Source organism: Hafnia paralvei ATCC 29927 (genome assembly GCF_001655005.1).
Taxonomy (GTDB): domain Bacteria; phylum Pseudomonadota; class Gammaproteobacteria; order Enterobacterales; family Enterobacteriaceae; genus Hafnia; species Hafnia paralvei.
Window position 1 is genome coordinate 25,329 of the sequence record NZ_LXET01000005.1, and the last position, 19,147, is coordinate 44,475.

19 protein-coding genes are annotated in these 19,147 nt (G+C 49.5%); 5 read left to right on the plus strand and 14 right to left on the minus strand.

The genetic code is table 11. The annotated features are described in order from the left end of the window. Positions 1 to 16 precede the first annotated feature (16 nt). The 7 genes from M988_RS00970 to M988_RS01000 form a co-directional block, all read right to left on the minus strand. The gene (locus M988_RS00970; protein WP_064572516.1) at positions 17 to 580 is read right to left on the minus strand and encodes a YagU family protein; all 564 of its coding nucleotides are present in this window, start codon (positions 578 to 580) and stop codon (positions 17 to 19) included. A 27-nt stretch (positions 581 to 607) separates the two neighbouring features. Beyond that, positions 608 to 1,294 (minus strand): L-ribulose-5-phosphate 4-epimerase, encoded by a 687-nt coding sequence (locus M988_RS00975; protein WP_008815526.1) that lies wholly within the window; start codon positions 1,292 to 1,294, stop codon positions 608 to 610. Then, positions 1,294 to 2,154, minus strand: coding sequence for an L-ribulose-5-phosphate 3-epimerase (locus M988_RS00980; RefSeq protein ID WP_008815525.1), 861 nt, complete (start codon positions 2,152 to 2,154; stop codon positions 1,294 to 1,296). Before M988_RS00980 ends, M988_RS00975 begins: the two co-directional genes overlap by 1 nt. A 10-nt stretch (positions 2,155 to 2,164) precedes the next feature. Continuing rightward, the gene (locus M988_RS00985; protein WP_020303556.1) at positions 2,165 to 2,821 is read right to left on the minus strand and encodes a 3-keto-L-gulonate-6-phosphate decarboxylase UlaD; all 657 of its coding nucleotides are present in this window, start codon (positions 2,819 to 2,821) and stop codon (positions 2,165 to 2,167) included. Between the two features lie 121 nt (positions 2,822 to 2,942). Then, entirely contained in the window at positions 2,943 to 3,410 is a 468-nt protein-coding gene (gene ulaC / locus M988_RS00990; RefSeq protein WP_064572518.1) for a PTS ascorbate transporter subunit IIA, read from the minus strand. 11 nt (positions 3,411 to 3,421) lie between these two features. Further along, on the minus strand, positions 3,422 to 3,727 hold the full coding sequence (gene ulaB / locus M988_RS00995) for a PTS ascorbate transporter subunit IIB (RefSeq protein WP_020303557.1): 306 nt from the start codon (positions 3,725 to 3,727) through the stop codon (positions 3,422 to 3,424). 18 nt (positions 3,728 to 3,745) lie between these two features. Beyond that, positions 3,746 to 5,146, minus strand: a complete 1,401-nt coding sequence (locus M988_RS01000) for a PTS ascorbate-specific subunit IIBC (RefSeq protein ID WP_008815523.1) — start codon at positions 5,144 to 5,146, stop codon at positions 3,746 to 3,748. 442 nt (positions 5,147 to 5,588) lie between these two features. On the opposite strand from M988_RS01000, the gene ulaG reads away from it, so the two are divergent. After that, positions 5,589 to 6,653: an L-ascorbate 6-phosphate lactonase gene (gene ulaG, locus M988_RS01005; protein WP_061059438.1), complete on the plus strand. Its 1,065-nt coding sequence runs from the start codon at positions 5,589 to 5,591 to the stop codon at positions 6,651 to 6,653. A 136-nt stretch (positions 6,654 to 6,789) separates the two neighbouring features. Next, positions 6,790 to 7,545, plus strand: a complete 756-nt coding sequence (ulaR, locus tag M988_RS01010) for an HTH-type transcriptional regulator UlaR (RefSeq protein WP_008815521.1) — start codon at positions 6,790 to 6,792, stop codon at positions 7,543 to 7,545. 79 nt (positions 7,546 to 7,624) lie between these two features. On the opposite strand, the gene nfuA is transcribed toward ulaR, so the two are convergent. Both nfuA and gntX read right to left on the minus strand, forming a co-directional pair. Beyond that, positions 7,625 to 8,200 carry a Fe-S biogenesis protein NfuA gene (gene nfuA, locus M988_RS01015; RefSeq protein WP_004091023.1) on the minus strand — a complete coding sequence of 192 codons (576 nt, stop codon included), beginning with the start codon at positions 8,198 to 8,200 and terminating at the stop codon, positions 7,625 to 7,627. 58 nt (positions 8,201 to 8,258) lie between these two features. After that, positions 8,259 to 8,942, minus strand: a complete 684-nt coding sequence (gntX, locus tag M988_RS22210) for a DNA utilization protein GntX (RefSeq protein WP_008815520.1) — start codon at positions 8,940 to 8,942, stop codon at positions 8,259 to 8,261. Between the two features lie 44 nt (positions 8,943 to 8,986). Between gntX and bioH the strand changes: the two genes are divergently transcribed. Beyond that, complete coding sequence (gene bioH, locus M988_RS01020) at positions 8,987 to 9,757, plus strand: pimeloyl-ACP methyl ester esterase BioH (RefSeq protein ID WP_064572520.1); 771 nt, start codon at positions 8,987 to 8,989, stop codon at positions 9,755 to 9,757. Between the two features lie 197 nt (positions 9,758 to 9,954). Here the strand turns inward: bioH and M988_RS01025 are convergent, their stop codons facing one another. The 5 genes from M988_RS01025 to greB form a co-directional block, all read right to left on the minus strand. Continuing rightward, entirely contained in the window at positions 9,955 to 10,203 is a 249-nt protein-coding gene (locus tag M988_RS01025) for a FeoC-like transcriptional regulator (protein ID WP_008815518.1), read from the minus strand. 38 nt (positions 10,204 to 10,241) lie between these two features. After that, positions 10,242 to 12,557 carry a Fe(2+) transporter permease subunit FeoB gene (gene feoB, locus M988_RS01030; RefSeq protein WP_039189270.1) on the minus strand — a complete coding sequence of 772 codons (2,316 nt, stop codon included), beginning with the start codon at positions 12,555 to 12,557 and terminating at the stop codon, positions 10,242 to 10,244. Positions 12,558 to 12,670: 113 nt separating this feature from the next. Continuing rightward, positions 12,671 to 12,955 (minus strand): ferrous iron transporter A, encoded by a 285-nt coding sequence (gene feoA, locus M988_RS01035; RefSeq protein WP_008815516.1) that lies wholly within the window; start codon positions 12,953 to 12,955, stop codon positions 12,671 to 12,673. A gap of 687 nt (positions 12,956 to 13,642) precedes the next feature. Next, positions 13,643 to 15,979, minus strand: a complete 2,337-nt coding sequence (locus tag M988_RS01040; RefSeq protein ID WP_008815515.1) for a Tex family protein — start codon at positions 15,977 to 15,979, stop codon at positions 13,643 to 13,645. Between the two features lie 104 nt (positions 15,980 to 16,083). After that, a complete protein-coding gene (greB, locus tag M988_RS01045) occupies positions 16,084 to 16,560 on the minus strand; it encodes a transcription elongation factor GreB (protein ID WP_008815514.1) in 477 nt (158 codons plus the stop codon). Positions 16,561 to 16,972: 412 nt separating this feature from the next. On the opposite strand from greB, the gene ompR reads away from it, so the two are divergent. Then, positions 16,973 to 17,692, plus strand: coding sequence for an osmolarity response regulator transcription factor OmpR (gene ompR / locus M988_RS01050; RefSeq protein ID WP_004091002.1), 720 nt, complete (start codon positions 16,973 to 16,975; stop codon positions 17,690 to 17,692). After that, positions 17,689 to 19,077: a two-component system sensor histidine kinase EnvZ gene (envZ, locus tag M988_RS01055; protein ID WP_039189274.1), complete on the plus strand. Its 1,389-nt coding sequence runs from the start codon at positions 17,689 to 17,691 to the stop codon at positions 19,075 to 19,077. Before ompR ends, envZ begins: the two co-directional genes overlap by 4 nt. Positions 19,078 to 19,147 lie beyond the last annotated feature (70 nt).

Sequence of the window (19,147 nt, forward strand, 5' to 3'; positions counted from 1 at the left end):
GAAGTATTACCGTGCTTTACCGATAAGAAGCATCTAGCGGGACTTCCGCATCAGGCTCATGCGTGATTCTATTACGTAGATCGCGGCGGATTAGCTCTATGGCCCAGAACCAGACGATATGACCAAAGATTTCTGAGAGGTATTCATCGGCAGGTAACTGTGACAGCGGCGGCGTTAGCCCAAGTAGAGGGAAACTGATCCCATGTACAGCGATAGTACAAAGAATCCCTGCCATCACGCCTTGCCACATTTTCACTTTTGGAAAGCGTTCGGCGACGATGCAGTAACCTATTGCGAACACGAGCGAGAAGAGAATATGTGTCACCATCACCGGATTAATGATGTGTTCGGAAAAGGTATAGACGGTGCTGGTGGGATCAATACCGAGATAATCGCGTAAAAACAGATATGGCGGATTAAACTCGGCACGACCATCGCTAATGGTACGTGGCGGCAATGGCACTTCCGCGCCCCACTTGACGAAAGCAGACATAATCCCCGCAGCAAAGCCCACTAAAGTCGCTACGCCATAACGGCGGCGAGCAGGATCGGTTTGTACAAACAAGTCTTTCACAGACATGGTAGCCCTCCTTAGATATCAGTTAGCTTATTGTTGCCCATAGTAAGCATTTGGGCCGTGTTTGCGGCTGAAGTGTTTATTCATTAAATAATGGTCAATCGGCCGTATATGCGGATTAATACCGCAGGCGATCCATGCCATCTTGGCAACCTCTTCCATCACCACGGCGTTATGCACCGCATCTAAAGCATCCTTACCCCATGCGAATGGTCCATGCTGATAAACCACTATTCCGGGGGTATGCATAGGATTTGTATCCCCCAGTGTTTCTACGATTACTTTGCCGGTATTGAGCTCATAGTCTCCAGCGACTTCGTCAATGGTCAGCGCACGGGTACAGGGAATGTCACCGAAGAAATAGTCAGCATGTGTGGTTCCTAAAGCGGGAATGGATAACCCTGCCTGCGCCCACGCGGTGGCATGAGTCGAATGGGTGTGCACAATGCCACCGAGATGAGGATAACGGCGATAAAGTTCCAGATGAGTAGGTGTGTCGGATGAGGGGCGATAATTGCCTTCCACGATATTGCCCTGCAAATCGACCACCACCATATCATCAGCTTTCATGGTGTCGTAAGGCACTCCGCTGGGTTTGATAATGACGATTCCTCGTTCGCGGTCGATGGCACTCACGTTGCCCCATGTGAATGTGACAAGACCATAGTGTGGCAGCGCCATATTGGCATCAAAAACTTGCTGCTTAAGTGACTGCATTATGCGACCTCCTCTACTGCTAACCCTGCATTCGCCATGCGTTGCTTAACCCAGTCGCGGGCGGCTTTCACTTCCATAATCGGGTTGGCTGCGGTTTCGCTCCACATTTCAATCAGATAAGGGCCGGAGTAGCCGCTCTCTTTGAGCGTGGCGAAACATCGTTCAAAGTCCACGACACCAGTACCAAACGGTACATTTTTAAACTTACCGGGCTGAGTGTCTTTGACATGAACGGCGACGATGTGGCCGCTGCCAGCCTGCAATTCCATCTGCACGTCGTTATCCCATGCGGAAAGATTGCCGATGTCAGGATAGAGTTGGAACCATGGATTATTGAGATAGTGGGCATAGCCGAGAGCCTTGCTGATTGAGTTCATCAGCGGGTAATCCATAATTTCCATCGCCAGCGTTACCTGAGCACGGCTTGCCATTTCTACCGACTGCTTCAGGCCGTCGCGGAAGCGTTCGCGGGTAGCGTTATTGGCCGTTTGATAATAGACATCATAGCCAGCCAACTGAATCACGCGGATGCCGACGTCTTGTGCCAAACAAATGGCTTTGCGCATGATCTCTAAGCCCTGATCGCGAACAGCATCGTCTTCTGAGCCTAGAGGGAAACGGCGGTGCGCGCTTAGGCACATCGAGGGGACGCGCACGCCGGTTTGGGCAATGGCATTGACCAATGCCAAACGCTGTTCACGACTCCAGTCAAGCCGCGCCAAACGCACATCGCTTTCATCGAGCGACATTTCAACGAAATCGAATCCGAGTTCTGCGGCCAGCTGCAAACGCGGCAGCCAGTCTTCACCCGCAGGCAGTGCTTTTTCGTATATTCCGAGAGGGACGGCTTTCTGGAGCATGAGATTTACCTTAGCCCCACAGTTGGGCGATAGAACGTTTGAATTGGCGCGCTGCTTCTACTGGGCTAGCGGCATCGCGAATGCTGCGGCCTGCGATAAATACGTGGATTGGAATCCCTTTGAACAAAGGTAAATCCTCTAACGCGAGTCCACCGGTGACGGTCACTTTGAAACCCATATCGGCTAAGCGGCGAATTGATGCGATATCGGCGTCGCTCCATGCCACGCCAGCGGCCTGAGCATCACGACTGCGGTGATAAACGACCTGTTGAATACCGGCACTGCGCCATTCTGCAGCCTGTTCCCAAGTCCAGTAACCGGTCAGCTCGATTTGCACGTCGCCATTAAATTCTTTGGCAGTATCTAAGGCGCCCTTGGCAGTATTGATATCTGCGCAGCAAATGACGGTGACCCAATCGGCATTGGCTTCAAAACACATGCGCGAGAGGATTTTCCCTGCATCGGCGATCTTGGCGTCAGCCAGCACGATTTTGTGCGGATAGAGCGCTTTAAGATCGCGCACCGCGCGTACGCCTTCACCAACGCACAAAATAGTGCCAACTTCGATAATGTCGACCTCTTCGGCGATTAAGCGAGTGGTTTTGTAGGCGTCATCTAGGGTTTGATTATCAAGTGCCACCTGCAGCATCGGTAATGAGTGAGACATTTGTGTACTCCAAAAGTAAGTTTTTGACATGAGCCTACCCAGCCGCCCTTATTAGGGTGGAGCAGAATGATGCTGTGTATTTCCTCCCCATAAAGGGGAGGGCGGGTAGGTCTGGTGAGTGTTAATCCTGTACGGCGTTGGCCTGATCGATCAGATCTAGAACATCCTGTTCGGTGCGGCACGCACGTAGGCGATCAAAATTTGCTTCATCTTCAAATAGGTTAACGATCTGCATGATCCCTACTTCCTGATGCGTATGGGCATCAACGGCCGCCATGGTGATCAGAATATCAACCGGATCGTTATCTTCATGGTTAAACGAGAGTGGCGTTTTGAGAGTCACCAGAGAAAAACCGGTTTTCTTCACCCCTTCTTCCGGCCTGCCGTGCGGCATCGCTAAACCGGGACACAGAACGAAGTAAGGACCAAATCGCTCAACGCCATCAAGAATGGCCTGATAGTAACGAGGCTCGACAACTTCGGCTTGAACCAAGAGGTCAACGCCAATCTTGACCGCTTCTTGCCAAGTGCTGGCTTCAGCCTGCAAACGGATAGAGTGGTTTTGAGCCAGAGAATCACGCAGTTTCATACCTGCTCCTGTTACTTAATGTCTTTAGGGAAGTGCTCTTTAATCACGTCCATCAGCTTAGGACCAAAGTCTGCGGCAGAAAGCATGTTGCGTACGCCTACGACGTATTTATTGCCGGTCACAGTGATTTCATCGGCGACGTGGGTCGAGGCAATGATGATATCTGCGCCGCTTAGTTCTGATTTATATTCACCAACGGCGCAGCTATTGACGCTGTGATCGATGTTTTGCTGTGTCAGAAACTGATCGACTTTCATTTTCATAATCATGGAACTGCCTTGCCCACAACCGCATACCGCTAGGATTCGTACTGTCATGATTTGTGCTCCAGTTAATTAATTTGCAGAAGATTTATTGAGTGCTGCTTTTTCTGCATCCTCTTCAGCGCGCAGCGAGCGGCCAGCGAAGAACATGTAAATCAGTGCGATGGCAATAATGACGCCCATAAACCACAGACCAAAGGTCAAGCCTTGCATGATTGGCGGTGCCAAGATCGACCAGTCAGCCATTCCCATCCATGCGCTCAGTCCGGTCAATTTGACCGCCCAAACGCAGCCAAAGATCTCAATCATTCCCATGATGAGACAAACCTTGAGTGCTGCGCGCCAGCCGCCGTAGTGATTGGCAAACACGCCAATGGTGGCATTGGAGAAGAACATAGGAATAAAGCCGGGAATAATCATGATGGAAGAGCCAATACCAACCAAAATGCCTACCGCAATCAGCTGTCCGATAGTCCCCCACATGAAGCCCCATACGACGGCGTTAGGTGCAAAGCTATAGATAGCTGCGCAGTCGATAGCCAGAACAGCACCGGGGATCAGACGTTGAGAAATACCGTTGAAAGCTTCAGAGAGTTCCGCCACGAACATGCGTACGCCCTGAATAATGATGAAAATAGCGACGGCAAATTGGAAGCCGGTTTGCAAGATATAGATTGTCCAGTGTGTTTTCCCTGCCATCTGTTGCACGGTGTCGATGCCGAAGGAGCAGAGGATGGCGCCGAAGAATACGGTCATGACAATGGCGGTAGAAACGATGTTGTCATGGAAAATGTTTAACCAGCCCGGCAGCTTGAGGTCTTCAACGCTCTCTTCTTTTTTGCCGAGATAAGGTGCGACCTTACAGGCAATCCACGCTGCGAATTGCTGCTGGTGACCAATGGAGAAACCGCAGCCGTCGGTGACGTCTTGAGTTGGCTTAAACATCATATTGGAGGTGATGCCCCAATATAGCGAGACGAGAATCGCGGTACAGACAATCGTTGTCCACATCGGGTAGCCAAAAATGTAGAAGAAGACCGCGATAAGACCGGCCTGCTGAAACATGATGTGGCCGGTTAGCATGATGGTGCGGATACCGGTAATACGACGAAACAGCACGTAGAGAATGTTGAGCGCCAGCGCTAGCAGCACGGCATATCCCACCCAGCTATAAGCATCCCCCATGCGTTCGACGGTAGCCATCATTGCTGCATAAGTATCTGATATTGCACCGTTAATACCATAAACTTCTGACAGCTTGGCAACAACTGGCTTGAAGGTGCTGGTCAGAATGCCTGAACCCGCCTGAAGTAGCATAAAACCAATAATAGTTTTGATGGTGCCTTTGATAATGACAGTTGCGCTCTTGCGTAATAGCAAATATCCCAAGCATGTCACGATACCCAGCAGCAGCGGGGCATTTGTCATGACCTGATTAAAGAATATGGTGAAGATGTTGTAGAGGGTTTCCATAAAGCACTCCGCTCGGCTTTTGGCTTTTATTCCTGTCGTGTTTCTCTTTGTTATTCACAGACAGGTTCTGTGTTGTACAAAATCACTCTAACAATCACAAAGAATCATTTAAAGATTTTATTTGATTATTTGTGAGGTGTATCCCAACTTGAACTGTGTGGTTATTAAGCTTTATCTTAACTTATTTCGCTTTCTTTTTTTATTTATTTAAAACAATTGGTTATGTTGTTATTGTTGTGCGATAACACGCGTAAGCGTCTTTTTTAATGATGTTTTTGTGAGTGTCATCATAGAAAATTAGGTTTTGCGTCTGACTTTAATCATGGTAGATTTCTCATAACAAATCATATTTATTCTTTTTGTGATTTATTTTGATTTAAACAGCCAAGGTGAGGAGCGTCACTCTCCCAGCCGCAGACCTGAATACGATGAGGGGCACACCATGAGTAAGATTGAAAGCATCAGCCGAGAGTCTTGGATCCTAAGTACTTTTCCAGAATGGGGCTCTTGGCTAAACGAAGAGATTGAGCAGGAGAAAGTTGTGCCGGGTACTTTTGCCATGTGGTGGCTCGGCTGTACGGGCATTTGGCTGAAATCTGAAGGGGGTGCCAATATCTGCGTCGATTTCTGGTGTGGTACAGGGAAACAGAGCCACGGTAACCCACTGATGAAGGATGGTCATCAGATGCAGCGCATGGCTGGGGTGAAAAAATTGCAGCCGAACCTACGCACCACGCCGTTTGTGCTAGACCCATTTGCCATCCGCCAGATTGATGCGGTGCTTTCTACCCACGACCACAATGACCACATTGACGTTAATGTCGCCGCTGCGGTGATGCAAAACTGCGATAGCAGCGTTCCGTTTATCGGCCCGCAGACCTGCGTAGATCTGTGGGTTGGCTGGGGCGTGCCGCGTGAGCGCTGCATCGTGATGAAACCCGGCGACGTAGTGAAAATCAAGGATGTGGAGATCCTCGCTCTGGATGCTTTTGACCGCACGGCGCTGATTACGCTGCCTGCCAATGAAAAAGCCGCGGGTGTATTACCGGACGGTATGGATAAGCGCGCGGTGAACTATTTATTTAAAACCCCAGGCGGTAATCTGTATCACAGCGGTGACTCGCACTATTCCAACTACTACGCGAAGCATGGCAACGAGCATAAAATTGATGTGGCGTTGGGCTCATATGGTGAGAATCCACGTGGAATTACCGACAAGATGACCAGCTCGGATATTTTACGCATGGCGGAATCGCTAAAAACGCAGGTTGTGATCCCGTTCCATCACGATATTTGGTCAAACTTCCAAGCCGATCCTCAAGAGATTCGCGTACTGTGGGAAATGAAAAAAGATCGTCTGAAATATGGATTCAAGCCATTTATTTGGCAGGTTGGCGGCAAATTTACCTATCCGTTGGATAAGGATAATTTCGAATATCATTATCCACGCGGCTTTGATGATTGTTTCACTATTGAACCTGATTTACCGTTCAAATCATTCTTATAATAATCAGTCTAATACTGCCTTTGAAGCCGAGTTTTATACTCGGCTTTTACGTTTTATAACCACTGCTTTAAAACGTGTTTTTTTTACTATCTTCAAATATAATCACCAAATAATCATCTATGCGCTGGAATTAATCATGACTGAATCGCAAAGGCATCAGCTCTTGCTGGAAATGCTGCAACAAACTGGATTTGTTACCGTTGAGCAGGTAATTGATCGCCTTCAAGTTTCTCCTGCGACGGCGCGTCGTGACATTAACAAACTGGGCGAAAGCGGTAAGCTGAAGAAAGTACGTAACGGTGCTGAAGCGGTAAGCCAAAATCGTGTGGCTTGGACCCCGATGAATATTCATCAAGCGCAGAATCATGAAGAGAAAGTTCGCATCGCGCGCGCAGCGTCACAGCTGGTAAAGCCAGGGGAAAGCATCGTCATCAACTGTGGTTCGACGGCTTTCACGCTGGGGCGTGAAATTTGTGGTAAGGATGCGCAGGTGATTACTAACTATTTGCCGTTGGCCAATTTCCTGATTGAACAGGAACATGACAGCGTGGTGATTATGGGGGGCCAATATAATCGTAGCCAAGCTATTACATTGGCACCGCAGGAAGGTGAGTCTTCGTTATATGCGGGGCACTGGATGTTCACAAGTGGCAAGGGGCTCACCGCTGAAGGGCTATATAAGACCGATATGCTGACGGCGATGGCTGAGCAGAAGATGCTCAACTATGTCGGGAAATTGGTGGTGCTGGTGGATAGTAGCAAAGTTGGACAGCGGGCAGGCATGCTATTCAGCCGCGCCGAGCAGATTGATATCGTGATAACGGGCAAAGCCGCTGACGAGAAAGTCATTGAACAACTGAAAGCCCAAGGTGTGGAAGTGATTTTGGTCTAACGCAGTAATAAATTACCCCTCCCAGCCGCGCTAACTTCAGGGGCTGGGCGGAGTTGAGAAAATCAGTAGTATCAGAAAATCAGTAGTAAGAGTGCTCGCCGCGTTCGTGTTCAGTCAGATCGCGTACGCCTTTCAGCTCAGGGAATTTCTGCAGCAGCTCTTTCTCGATGCCTTCTTTCAAGGTGTAGTCCACCATTGAACAGCCGTTACAGCCGCCGCCGAACTGCAGAATGGCAATGCCATCTTCGGTGATTTCCATCAGCGTTACCTTACCACCATGACCCGCCAGCTGTGGGTTAATCTGCGATTGCAGCACGTACTCCACGCGTTCGATCAGCGGAGCATCGTCGTCTACTTTACGCATTTTGGCGTTAGGCGCTTTCAGCGTTAGCTGAGAACCTAGCTGATCGGTAACAAAATCGATCTCTGCATCTTCCAGATAGGGGGCACTTACATCGTCAACATAGGCTGATAGTTTCTCGAAATCGAGTTTGGTATCGTTCGCTTCTACCGCATCCGGTGGGCAATAGGAAACGCCGCACTCTGCGGTTGGCGTGCCTGGATTAATCACGAAAACACGGATCTGGGTGCCTGCTTCTTGGTTTGCCAGCAGCTTGGCAAAGTGCTCTTGGGCAGCTTCGGTAATACGGATCATGGCATTTGCTCAATAGTTGACTCATCTGGTTGGTTATAATACGCCGATTGTAAAGTGCTCACAAGGTTCGACAAAGGCATACAACTTGTATGGATTTGGCGCCTTGGGCGATTAACAGGCGGCTAACTTCTCCGATAGTGCTGCCGGTGGTGAATACATCATCGACTAATAAAATATGTTTACCTGAAGGATTTTGCTGGCAGGTAAATGCATTGCGTAAATTGCGACGACGTCTCACTGCGGAGAGGCTTTGTTGAGGGCGGGTATTGCGTGTACGCTTCAGCAGTTCGGGAGAATATGGACATTGTAACCATCGGGCGAGCGGCTTCGCGAGTCTGTCACTTTGATTGAAACCCCTTCGCCATTGGCGTTGCCGATGCAGCGGTATAATCGTAACGAGATCGGGAGTTGGCAGGAGCCGCGTTCGGCGAGCGTCGAGATAGCTCAATAGCATGAGCCGCGCTAGCGCCGATCCTATTTGCCATTTTCCTTGGTATTTTAGACGATGTATCAATTGACTCAGTGGCGGCTGGTAATCACTGACAAAAATGAGCTGCTGCCAATACGGAGGCTTTTGTATACACCGACCGCAGACCCGCTTTGGGTCGCCATTGGGTAGTCCACAGCGTGGGCAAACCGAGAGTGTGTTTAAGCTAGCCGAGGTACAGAAACTGCAAATTCCTTGTATGGGGACTCTGAGCGGAAGCTGACAGATCCAGCAGCGGGCACTGATAATGAACATTTTCTCCTCCTGAGAATGCAGACCTAACAGACGGACAATAACTGATGAATGAGCTCTATTGGCATACTTGTGGCGAAGGCGACCGCGATCTTGTGTTGTTGCACGGATGGGGGCTGAATGCCGAGGTGTGGCGTTGCATTTTGCCGCGATTGAGTGCGCAATTTCGTGTGCATTTGGTGGATCTGCCGGGCTATGGTCGCAGTCAGGGATTTGGTGCGCTAACGTTGGCACAGATGAGTGACCTTGTGATCCGGCAAGCGCCAAAGAAAGCCATTTGGTTGGGATGGTCGATGGGGGGGTTAGTCGCAAGTGATATTGCGCTGCGTTACCCAGAGCGAGTTTCCGCGCTGATTACTGTTTCTTCCTCTCCGTGCTTTACCGCTCGAGAAGGATGGCCTGGGATTAAAAATGAGGTGTTAAGCGGTTTTCAACATCAACTAAGTGAAGATTTTAAACGCACCGTAGAACGTTTTTTAGCATTACAGACTTTGGGTACGGAAAGTGCACGGCAGGATGCCCGTATTTTGAAAGACGTGGTGTTAACACAGCAAATGCCATCAGTTGAGGTACTCAACGGGGGGTTGGATATTCTTCGTACTGAAGATTTACGTGAGCAGATTGCAGGCTTATCTATGCCGCTGCTACGTATTTACGGTTATCTGGATGGATTAGTACCTCGCAAGGTCGCTGCGTTGCTGGATGAGTCTTGTCCTAAGAGCGAGTCCGTGGTGATTCAAAAATCAGCTCATGCGCCGTTTGTGTCACACCCCGCGGAGTTTTGTGAGGTGGTGGAGACGTGGGTGAGAGGGGCGTAAGAGGGTTTTATCCTAGACGCCATTTTCGCTCCGGTTTGGTATCGGCCATCCAGGCCGCTCCAAACTCCGTCACGACATCCCTGTCGTGACGGCTCTATCTTGAGTCGCCTTGCTCGGACGCCCGCACAGTGTTCATGTAGATCGTAGCGTTCTGGGCGTGCGAAACCTTACACCGAAAACCATACCGCAGGCAGTCATCAGTGGACTCCCTTCGTCTTGTATACCACCGTCTCACAGTTCTTACTCGTCTCAGGGCATCCTTTGCAGCTGCCACTTACGCAGCCATTATCGATGTCCTCAACTTTTTCTACACAGCCCATTTGCTCTAAGCGTTCTAGCATCGCCAGCACCATGGCTGGCGAGCCGTTGACTTCGCGGCAGAGCTGATTGAGCTCGATGCGGCCGTGTAGGGCAACCGTATCGCGTACTTTTAGCAGGCTTGCCATTCTGTCTTCCTCTTAATACTCACCGTGTGTCATTAGCCTTAATGACAGCTGCCCTTACTGGTATTACAGCAGCAACTGGCTGGGTCGTTAACTAAACGCACGCTCACTCGGTCGCGTGAACGGCGTAGGGCGACCAATACTAACGCATTGAATATCACGACAAGAGCAATGGCTATGGAGCTGTACTGCGGATGGCTGGTGAAATTAGCCACCTGATAGAACACGGTTGCTAGTGAATATGCGACGTTCAAGCCCCACAGAATGGAGAATGTCATCCAGCCCCGGCTGCTTTCACGAGCAATAGCGCCCATCACTGATACACAAGGTACGTAGAGCAAAACGAAGATCAAGTAGGCATAAGCGGCACTCGCGCTGCCAAATTTGCTGCCCATGACGCCCATTGAACCCGATTCCATCTCCCCGTCACCTTTGCTGGCTTCGATTGGGTTGGCGAATACGCTCAGGCTAAAGGTGTCTTTCAGGCTTTGCCATGTTTCACCCACGGCTTCTTCTAAGCCACCAATCAGGCTATAGGCTGCTGGATCGAACTCTTCTTCATGAATTTGCTCGGCGGTGTACAAGGTGTTCAAGGTACCAACAACCACTTCTTTCGCCATAGCGCCAGTCACCAAACCGACGGTAGCCTGCCAGTTATCGCTGTGAACGCCGATAGGTTGTAGCAAGGGCGTCATCACTTTACTGACAGAGGCCAGCGCAGAATCGTTGATGCTGTCTACGGCTTTTCCACTGAAGGAGAAACTGTTCAGCGCACCGATAAAGATACTGACGATGATGATAACTTTACCCGCGCGCAGTACGAAGCCTTTCAGACGCTGCCAAGTTTGCAAAAGCAGGCTTTTCAAATGAGGGACGTGATAGACCGGTAGTTCCATCACAAACGGAGATGCTTCACCGCGCATGATAGTGTGCTTAAGCATCAGCCCTGTCAGAATCGCCATGACAATACCAAGCATATACAGCGAGAACACTACCAGTGCGCCACCTTGTCCGAAGAACGCTGCAGAAAACACAGCAAAGATCGCCAAACGCGCACCGCAGGACATAAATGGTGCCATTAGCACGGTGATCAGGCGTTCACGTGGTGCATCTAGCGTACGAGCTCCCATAACGGAAGGCACGTTACAGCCAAAACCGACGATCAACGGAACGAATGATTTACCTGGTAAGCCCAATGCCTGCATCATGCGGTCAACCACGAAAGCGGCGCGTGCCATATAACCGGAGTCCTCAAGGAAGGAGAGGAACAGATACATCATGCCGATTTGCGGTACGAGAGGCAGTACGGTGTTAATACCGCCACCAACGCCTTGAGCAAGGAAAATGGTCAGCCATTCAGGGAAGTGCAGTGTATACCCAAGCCACTGTAGACCTTGGACAAAGATGGTTGAAGAACCAACGTCGAACAGCGGCTGCAGCGCGCCACCAATGTTGATCGCCAAAACAAACATGATGTACATCACCAGCAGGAAAATCGGTATGCCCAGCCAGCGATTGAGAATAATGCGGTCTAGTTTTTCCGTCAGGATATTAGGCAGCGCCGTGGTGGTATTACTCACGGAATCGCAAATATCCGTAATACTTTGATAGCGCGAATCCGCAATGATCAATGCAGGATCTTCGTTTAGCGTGCGCTTCAGCGTTTCCTGCACTTCAGGCAGAATTTTCAATGCATTGCTGGCGCGCGTTGAGCTATAAATATCTCCTTCCAGCAACTGTAGTGCCAGCCAACGACGTTGCTGTACGGCTAAAGTGTCAGGCATCGCTTGAGACAAACGATCCACCTGTCCCAGCAGCAGAGGGGGATATTCGACTAGCGCTTCAACCGCGCATGTCGGCGGCAAATCGATGGCTTTTTTAAGCTCAACAATGCCACTGGCACGGGTAGAGACGAGTGGGATTACTGGGCAACCGAGGCGACGAGAAAGGGCTTCAATATCAATTTCAATCTGCTGACTGTGAGCGATATCCAGCATATTCAGTGCGATGATGCAGGGGATACCCAACTCGAGAAGTTGCAGCGTTAGATACAGATTGCGCTCAAGGTTAGAGGCATCAACAACGTTGATGATTAAATCAGCGTCCCCGCTCAGGATATAGTGACAAGCGATCTGCTCATCCAACGATGTCTGTTCTGAAATCGTTGTCAGCGAATAAGTACCCGGTAGATCTACCAGTTTGACTTGATGTTCCTGAGTCGTGAAATGACCTTCTTTACGTTCTACCGTAACGCCAGCCCAGTTGCCAACGCGCTGGCGGGAACCTGTCAGCTGGTTGAATAGCGTGGTTTTACCTGAGTTGGGGTTACCGATTAACCCGATGGTGAGTTGTTTCATAATCCAACATTTTATAAGGAGAGTGTGCAGCAGACGAGCAGACCGTCGGTCTTATCGCCATCCCATAAATGATCGCCGCTGATAATTGGTCAGCAGCAAAGCGAGTCGCGTATCTATGCGCCGTTAGCCGTAATCTGAGGCGTCATGACGCTGGTTTTAGTTTTATCGTCCAGCGGCATCGATTCAATCGTCAATAATTCAAGATCTTTTTTACGCAGAACGAGGCTTACACGGCGCGATTTCACTTCAATTGGGTCGCCAAGTGGCGCAATGCGAACCACGCTGAACGGAGAGCCTGGCAAAAAACCCAGAGAAAGTAATTTCTGACGGTAGGCAGGGCTAATTAAAGGCGAAAAGCCAATGATTTTATATTGGTGGCCCGGAATAAGCTGATGCATAAAAACCTTCTTACATTCGGTAATTTGCTACGGAGAAATACTCGGGTCTGAGGTTTTATATCAGACGGGAGAACCGGATTATTTTTATCCTTGGCGATAGCGCCGCGCATTCTAGAAGAGTGATGCAAGATGGCATTGGAGAATGCGTAATATAATAATATTGAGAATCATTATTAAAATCACAGGAAAAAAGTCGCCAAGGGCTGTGAAATCTGTCGTCAACGTCCTCGGCGGATTAGCTGTAATTCAATCCTTATTGTGCCGTTTTAGCACTATTTTTCAGCTATCGCAAATGAGAATCATTGGTTACAAGAGTTAATAATTTGTATGTTTTTCGCGGCTTATCTTCATGACATTAAATGATATGGCGGTTACATGTTCAATATATTTGATAAAACTCATGAGGTTTGTAGGGAGAAGGAAACAAATTAGAATGAAAGGTGGCTGTTTGTCAGTAAAGTTGGAAAATTAATAGGTTAATAAAACTGAGTTTCTAAACATTAATAATGTTAAAAATCACACAACAAAGAAACTGTTTTTAACTATTTGTTATCAAATTGGATGAGTAACACATGTGAGAATCACTGATGTAATTGCAATAAATACTCATTTAGATTTGTAAAATGTGATGAATCTCACCTTCCCTCATCGAAAATCGAAGAGAGGGAAGGTGATTTGAGGATTCCCTTAGCGCTTCAGCTTTCCTAAGGCAGCGGCCAATGCATCACCCATGGCGCTGTTATTGCCGCTATCTTGTTTCTTATCATTGCGTGCGGGACGCGCATTGCCGTTGGCTGGACGCTGACGCTCTGTGGTGCGTTCTGCGCTACCACGACGTGAACCCCCTTCACCCGGTTGTTCGTCCAGACGCATGGTTAAAGCGATACGCTTGCGCTGCATGTCGACTTCCATGACTTTAACCTTCACTATATCGCCTGCTTTAACCACTTTATGTGGATCATCAACAAACTTATCGGCCAAGGACGAGATGTGAACCAAACCATCTTGGTGAACACCGATATCAACGAATGCACCAAAATTGGTCACGTTGGTTACGGAGCCTTCCAAAATCATCCCCGGCTGGAGGTCGTTCATGGTTTCAATGCCGTCGGCAAAGGTTGCCGTTTTGAATTCAGGGCGAGGATCTCGGCCCGGCTTTTCCAGCTCTTTGATGATATCGGTCACGGTTGGCACACCGAAGCGCTCATCGGTAAATTCGCTGGCCTTCAGGTTACGCAGTTCGGTTGGGTTACCCATTAGCTCCTGCAGGCTCTGACGCGTTGCTGCCAGAATACGCTCCACAACGGGATAAGCTTCAGGATGAACGGTGGATGCATCAAGCGGGTTATCGCCGTGATTGATACGCAGGAAGCCGGCACATTGTTCAAACGCTTTAGGGCCTAAACGGCTAACTTTAAGCAGTTGTTCACGGTTGCTGAAGCGGCCATTCTCATCGCGCCAGCCAACGATATTTTGCGCCATTAAACGGGTTAGACCCGCAACTCGCGCTAGCAATGGCACTGAGGCTGTATTCAGGTCTACGCCGACGGCGTTTACGCAGTCTTCGACAACCGCATCCAATTTGCGAGCCAGCTGAGTTTGGCTGACATCATGCTGATACTGACCAACACCGATTGATTTTGGATCGATTTTGACTAGCTCAGCCAAGGGATCTTGCAGACGACGGGCGATAGATACCGCTCCACGAATGGATACATCCAGATCGGGAAACTCTTGAGCCGCTAATTCTGACGCCGAGTAAACCGATGCGCCCGCTTCGCTGACGATGACTTTCTGTCCCTTAACTTCAGGGAACTGACGTTGTACGTCTAAATAGAAACGTTCAGTTTCGCGAGATGCGGTACCGTTGCCAATCGCAACCAGCTCAACGTTGTGTTTGATACACAGCGCTGCAACCACCGCAGCGGCTTTAGCGGCCTGCCCGGTATGTGGATAAATGGTATCTGTGGCAACCAGTTTGCCAGTACCATCCACCACGGCAACTTTAACGCCGGTACGCAGCCCAGGATCGAGTCCCATCGTTGCGCGCATCCCTGCAGGGGCTGCCATCAGCAGATCATGCATGTTACGGGCGAATACGTTGATAGCTTCGTCTTCTGCGCGTTCGCGCAGCGTGCCCATCAGCTCGGTTTCCAGATGCAATAACACCTTGATACGCCATGTCCAGTTCACTACGGCTTTGCGCCACGCATCAGCCGGTGCATTGTTCAGACGCAAACCTAAATGGTCGATGATGATTTGTTCACAGTAGCTTTCACGCGGTGCTTCATCAAACTGAGGATCGGCATTCAGTGAAAGTTGCAGTACGCCTTCGTTACGGCCACGGAACATGGCTAGCGCGCGATGAGAAGGAACGTTAGCAATAGGCTCGTGATGATTGAAATAGTCACGGAATTTCGCGCCTTCTTCCTCTTTTCCTTCCACGACTTTGGAGACGAGATGGGCGTTTTTCCATAGATAGTTACGCACTTTGGCCAACAGAGCGGCGTCTTCGGAGAAACGTTCCATCAAAATATAGCGAGCCCCATCTAGGGCGGCTTTGGTATCGGCAACGCCTTTGTCGGCATCGACGAAGTTTGCCGCCAGAGTATCAGGCTCTTGCTGTGGGTCTTGCCAAAGCGAATCGGCTAAAGGTTCCAGACCGGCTTCAATGGCGATCTGTCCACGAGTACGACGTTTAGGCTTATAGGGCAGGTATAAATCTTCTAATTCAGTTTTGCTCATTGTGCCGTTAATGGCACCAGCAAGTTGTTCGGTGAGCTTACCTTGGTCGTCGATAGACTTCAGGATCGTGGCTCGGCGTTCTTCCAGTTCGCGCAGATAAACCAAACGAGTTTCTAACTGACGTAACTGGGTATCGTCTAGACCACCAGTGACTTCTTTACGGTAGCGAGCGATAAAAGGGACTGTGTTACCTTCGTCCAAGAGGCGAATTGCTGAGTCAACCTGCTCTGGCCGTGCTTGCAGTTCGCTAGCAATAATGCGGCTCAATGAATCATTCATAGAATCAGTATGTCCGTAAGTTTAAAAATCATGGGCAAGTATATACTTTTTGATGCACAAACATGCCAGTTCAGAGGGCCGCGAAGCGCTCAGATAATGCCGAATTATGCCTTCGGATACTCAATTTCATTTACGTACCACACCGCTTCACCGGCGGGAGTCATGACGGTTACGGCGTCGCCAACCTCTTTTTTGAGTAAGGCTCGCGCCATCGGTGAATCGATAGAGATATAGTCTTTTTGGCCGAAAATTTCATCATAGCCGACGATACGAAAGCGTTTGATGGTGCCCTCATCGTTTTCTACTTCAACCCATGCGCCGAAGAAGACTTTGCCATCTTGCTGTGGGGAATAGTCTACGATCCGCAACTGTTCAAGACATTTGGTCAGATAGCGAACTCGACGGTCAATTTCGCGCAGGCGCTTTTTGTTATATTGATAGTCCGCGTTTTCGCTACGGTCGCCTAGACTCGCCGCCCACGTCACTTTTTTCGTGACTTCCGGTCGTTCTTCTCGCCAGAGATAGTCCAGTTCCTGTTTGAGCTTTTCGTAGCCGCCGCGTGTAATCAGTTGCGTTTTCATTCTTTGCTGCCCTGTAAAACACATAAAATAAAAATCGGGAGACTCATTAATGCCCGCTTGTCACCTTCGTCTTCCTAGCTATCGCCATTCTGACTTCTACTCTGTAACTTGCAGGATTTTCCCCATGTGCGGGGGTGGAACGTTAACTTAGGATCCGCAAGAATACAATTCGAGCCTAGACGAGTCGTCTTACGATGCCGATTTGATCGCATTTCTGCTATAAAAAGTGCAATAACTGTCCGTAAGCATAAGATAAATAACCTTTGTAACAATTTAGGCTAGAATATAAACCATTATCTGCTGTCTCAATTGCCGCAGTTTCTGAACAATAGGTGTCTTTAAAAGATCCCTTTATTTTTATAACGGCTCAGCGTGTCGGGCATCCAGCCTTTGGCGCCTTTGGGAGAACACCATGCAAGAGAACTACAAAATATTAGTTGTTGATGATGACATGCGCCTGCGTGCGTTGTTAGAGCGCTATCTGACCGAACAAGGTTTTCAGGTACGCAGCGTCGCCAACGCCGAGCAAATGGATCGCTTGCTAACCCGTGAATCTTTCCACCTGATGGTGCTGGATTTAATGCTGCCAGGTGAAGATGGTCTCTCCATCTGCCGCCGTTTGCGCAGCCAAAGCAACCCGATGCCAATTATTATGGTGACGGCGAAAGGCGAAGAGGTCGATCGCATCGTTGGTTTGGAAATCGGTGCTGATGACTATATTCCTAAACCGTTTAACCCACGCGAACTGTTGGCTCGTATCCGCGCCGTATTACGTCGTCAGGCTAACGAATTACCGGGCGCACCTTCACAGGAAGATGCGGTTATCTCCTTTGGTAAGTTCAAACTGAATCTTGGCACGCGCGAAATGTTCCGTGAAGACGAACCTATGCCGTTAACCAGCGGTGAGTTTGCCGTGCTTAAAGCCTTAGTTAGCCATCCGCGTGAGCCACTGTCTCGCGATAAACTGATGAATCTGGCTCGTGGACGTGAATACAGTGCGATGGAACGTTCCATCGATGTGCAGATTTCTCGCCTGCGCCGCATGGTTGAAGAAGATCCTGCTCATCCTCGTTACATCCAGACCGTTTGGGGTCTCGGCTACGTCTTTGTTCCGGACGGCAGTAAAGCATGAGGAGACTGCGCTTCTCTCCGCGTAGCTCGTTTGCCCGCACGTTATTGCTGATTGTCACCTTACTGTTTGTCAGTTTGGTGACAACGTATTTGGTGGTGCTGAATTTTGCGATTCTGCCAAGCCTACAGCAGTTCAATAAAGTGTTGGCCTACGAAGTCCGGATGTTGATGACGGACAAGCTGCAGTTGGAAGATGGCACACAGCTGGAGGTTCCTCCGGCTTTTCGTCGTGAGATTTACCGTGAGTTGGGCATTTCGCTCTACACCAATTCTGCGGCGGAGGAGAGTGGTTTGCGCTGGGCGCAACACTATCAGTTCCTCAGCCAGCAGATGGCTCAACAGCTGGGTGGCCCAACTGATGTGCGTGTTGAAATCAGTAAAAATACCCCCGTGGTGTGGCTGAAAACGTGGCTGTCGCCTGATATTTGGGTTCGAGTCCCGTTAACAGAAATCCATCAGGGCGATTTTTCTCCGCTATTTAGATATACGCTGGCCATTATGCTGTTGGCGATAGGCGGTGCATGGTTATTTATTCGTATCCAGAACCGACCCTTAGTTGAACTGGAACACGCCGCTATTCAGGTAGGGAAGGGGCATATACCGCCACCGCTACGAGAATATGGGGCGTCAGAGGTTCGCTCAGTAACGCGTGCATTTAACCAGATGGCAGCCGGGGTTAAGCAGCTCGCTGATGATCGAACGCTGCTTATGGCCGGTGTGAGTCATGACTTACGTACGCCGCTCACGCGTATCCGTTTAGCTACGGAGATGATGAGCAGCGAAGATGGTTATCTGGCCGAATCGATCAATAAAGATACTGAAGAGTGCAACGCCATCATTGAGCAGTTCATTGATTATCTGCGCACCGGACAAGAGATGCAGACTGAAGTTTGCGACCTAAACGGTATCTTAGCCGAAGTTGTCGCGGCTGAAAGTGGCTATGAGCGTGTGATTGATACTGATTTTGCCGAGGGTGAGCTGTTGGTGGATGCTCATCCCCTGTCGATCAAACGTGCTGTGGTGAACATGGTGGTTAACGCTACGCGTTACGGTAATGGTTGGATTAAGGTCAGCAGCGGCACTGAGGGCAAAAAAGCGTGGTTCCAAGTGGAGGACGACGGCCCTGGGATTGCGCCTGAACAGCTGGCACATTTATTCCAACCGTTTGTGCGTGGCGAAAGTGCTCGTACAACCAGCGGCACCGGATTGGGCTTGGCAATTTTGCAGCGAATTATTGATGGTCATTCCGGCAGTCTGGATATTGGTACCAGTGAACGCGGCGGGCTTCGTATTCGTGCTTTGCTGTTGACACCTGAGCTTACGCCAGCGCCCTCTCACAGCGTCAAAAATAGCCATAAGAAGAAAGATAAAGAGCCTCATCACTGAATAGGGTCTTACTTGGATTCTTAAGTAAAAAAGGAGCCTTACGGCTCCTTTGGTTTTTTATCGTATTAAA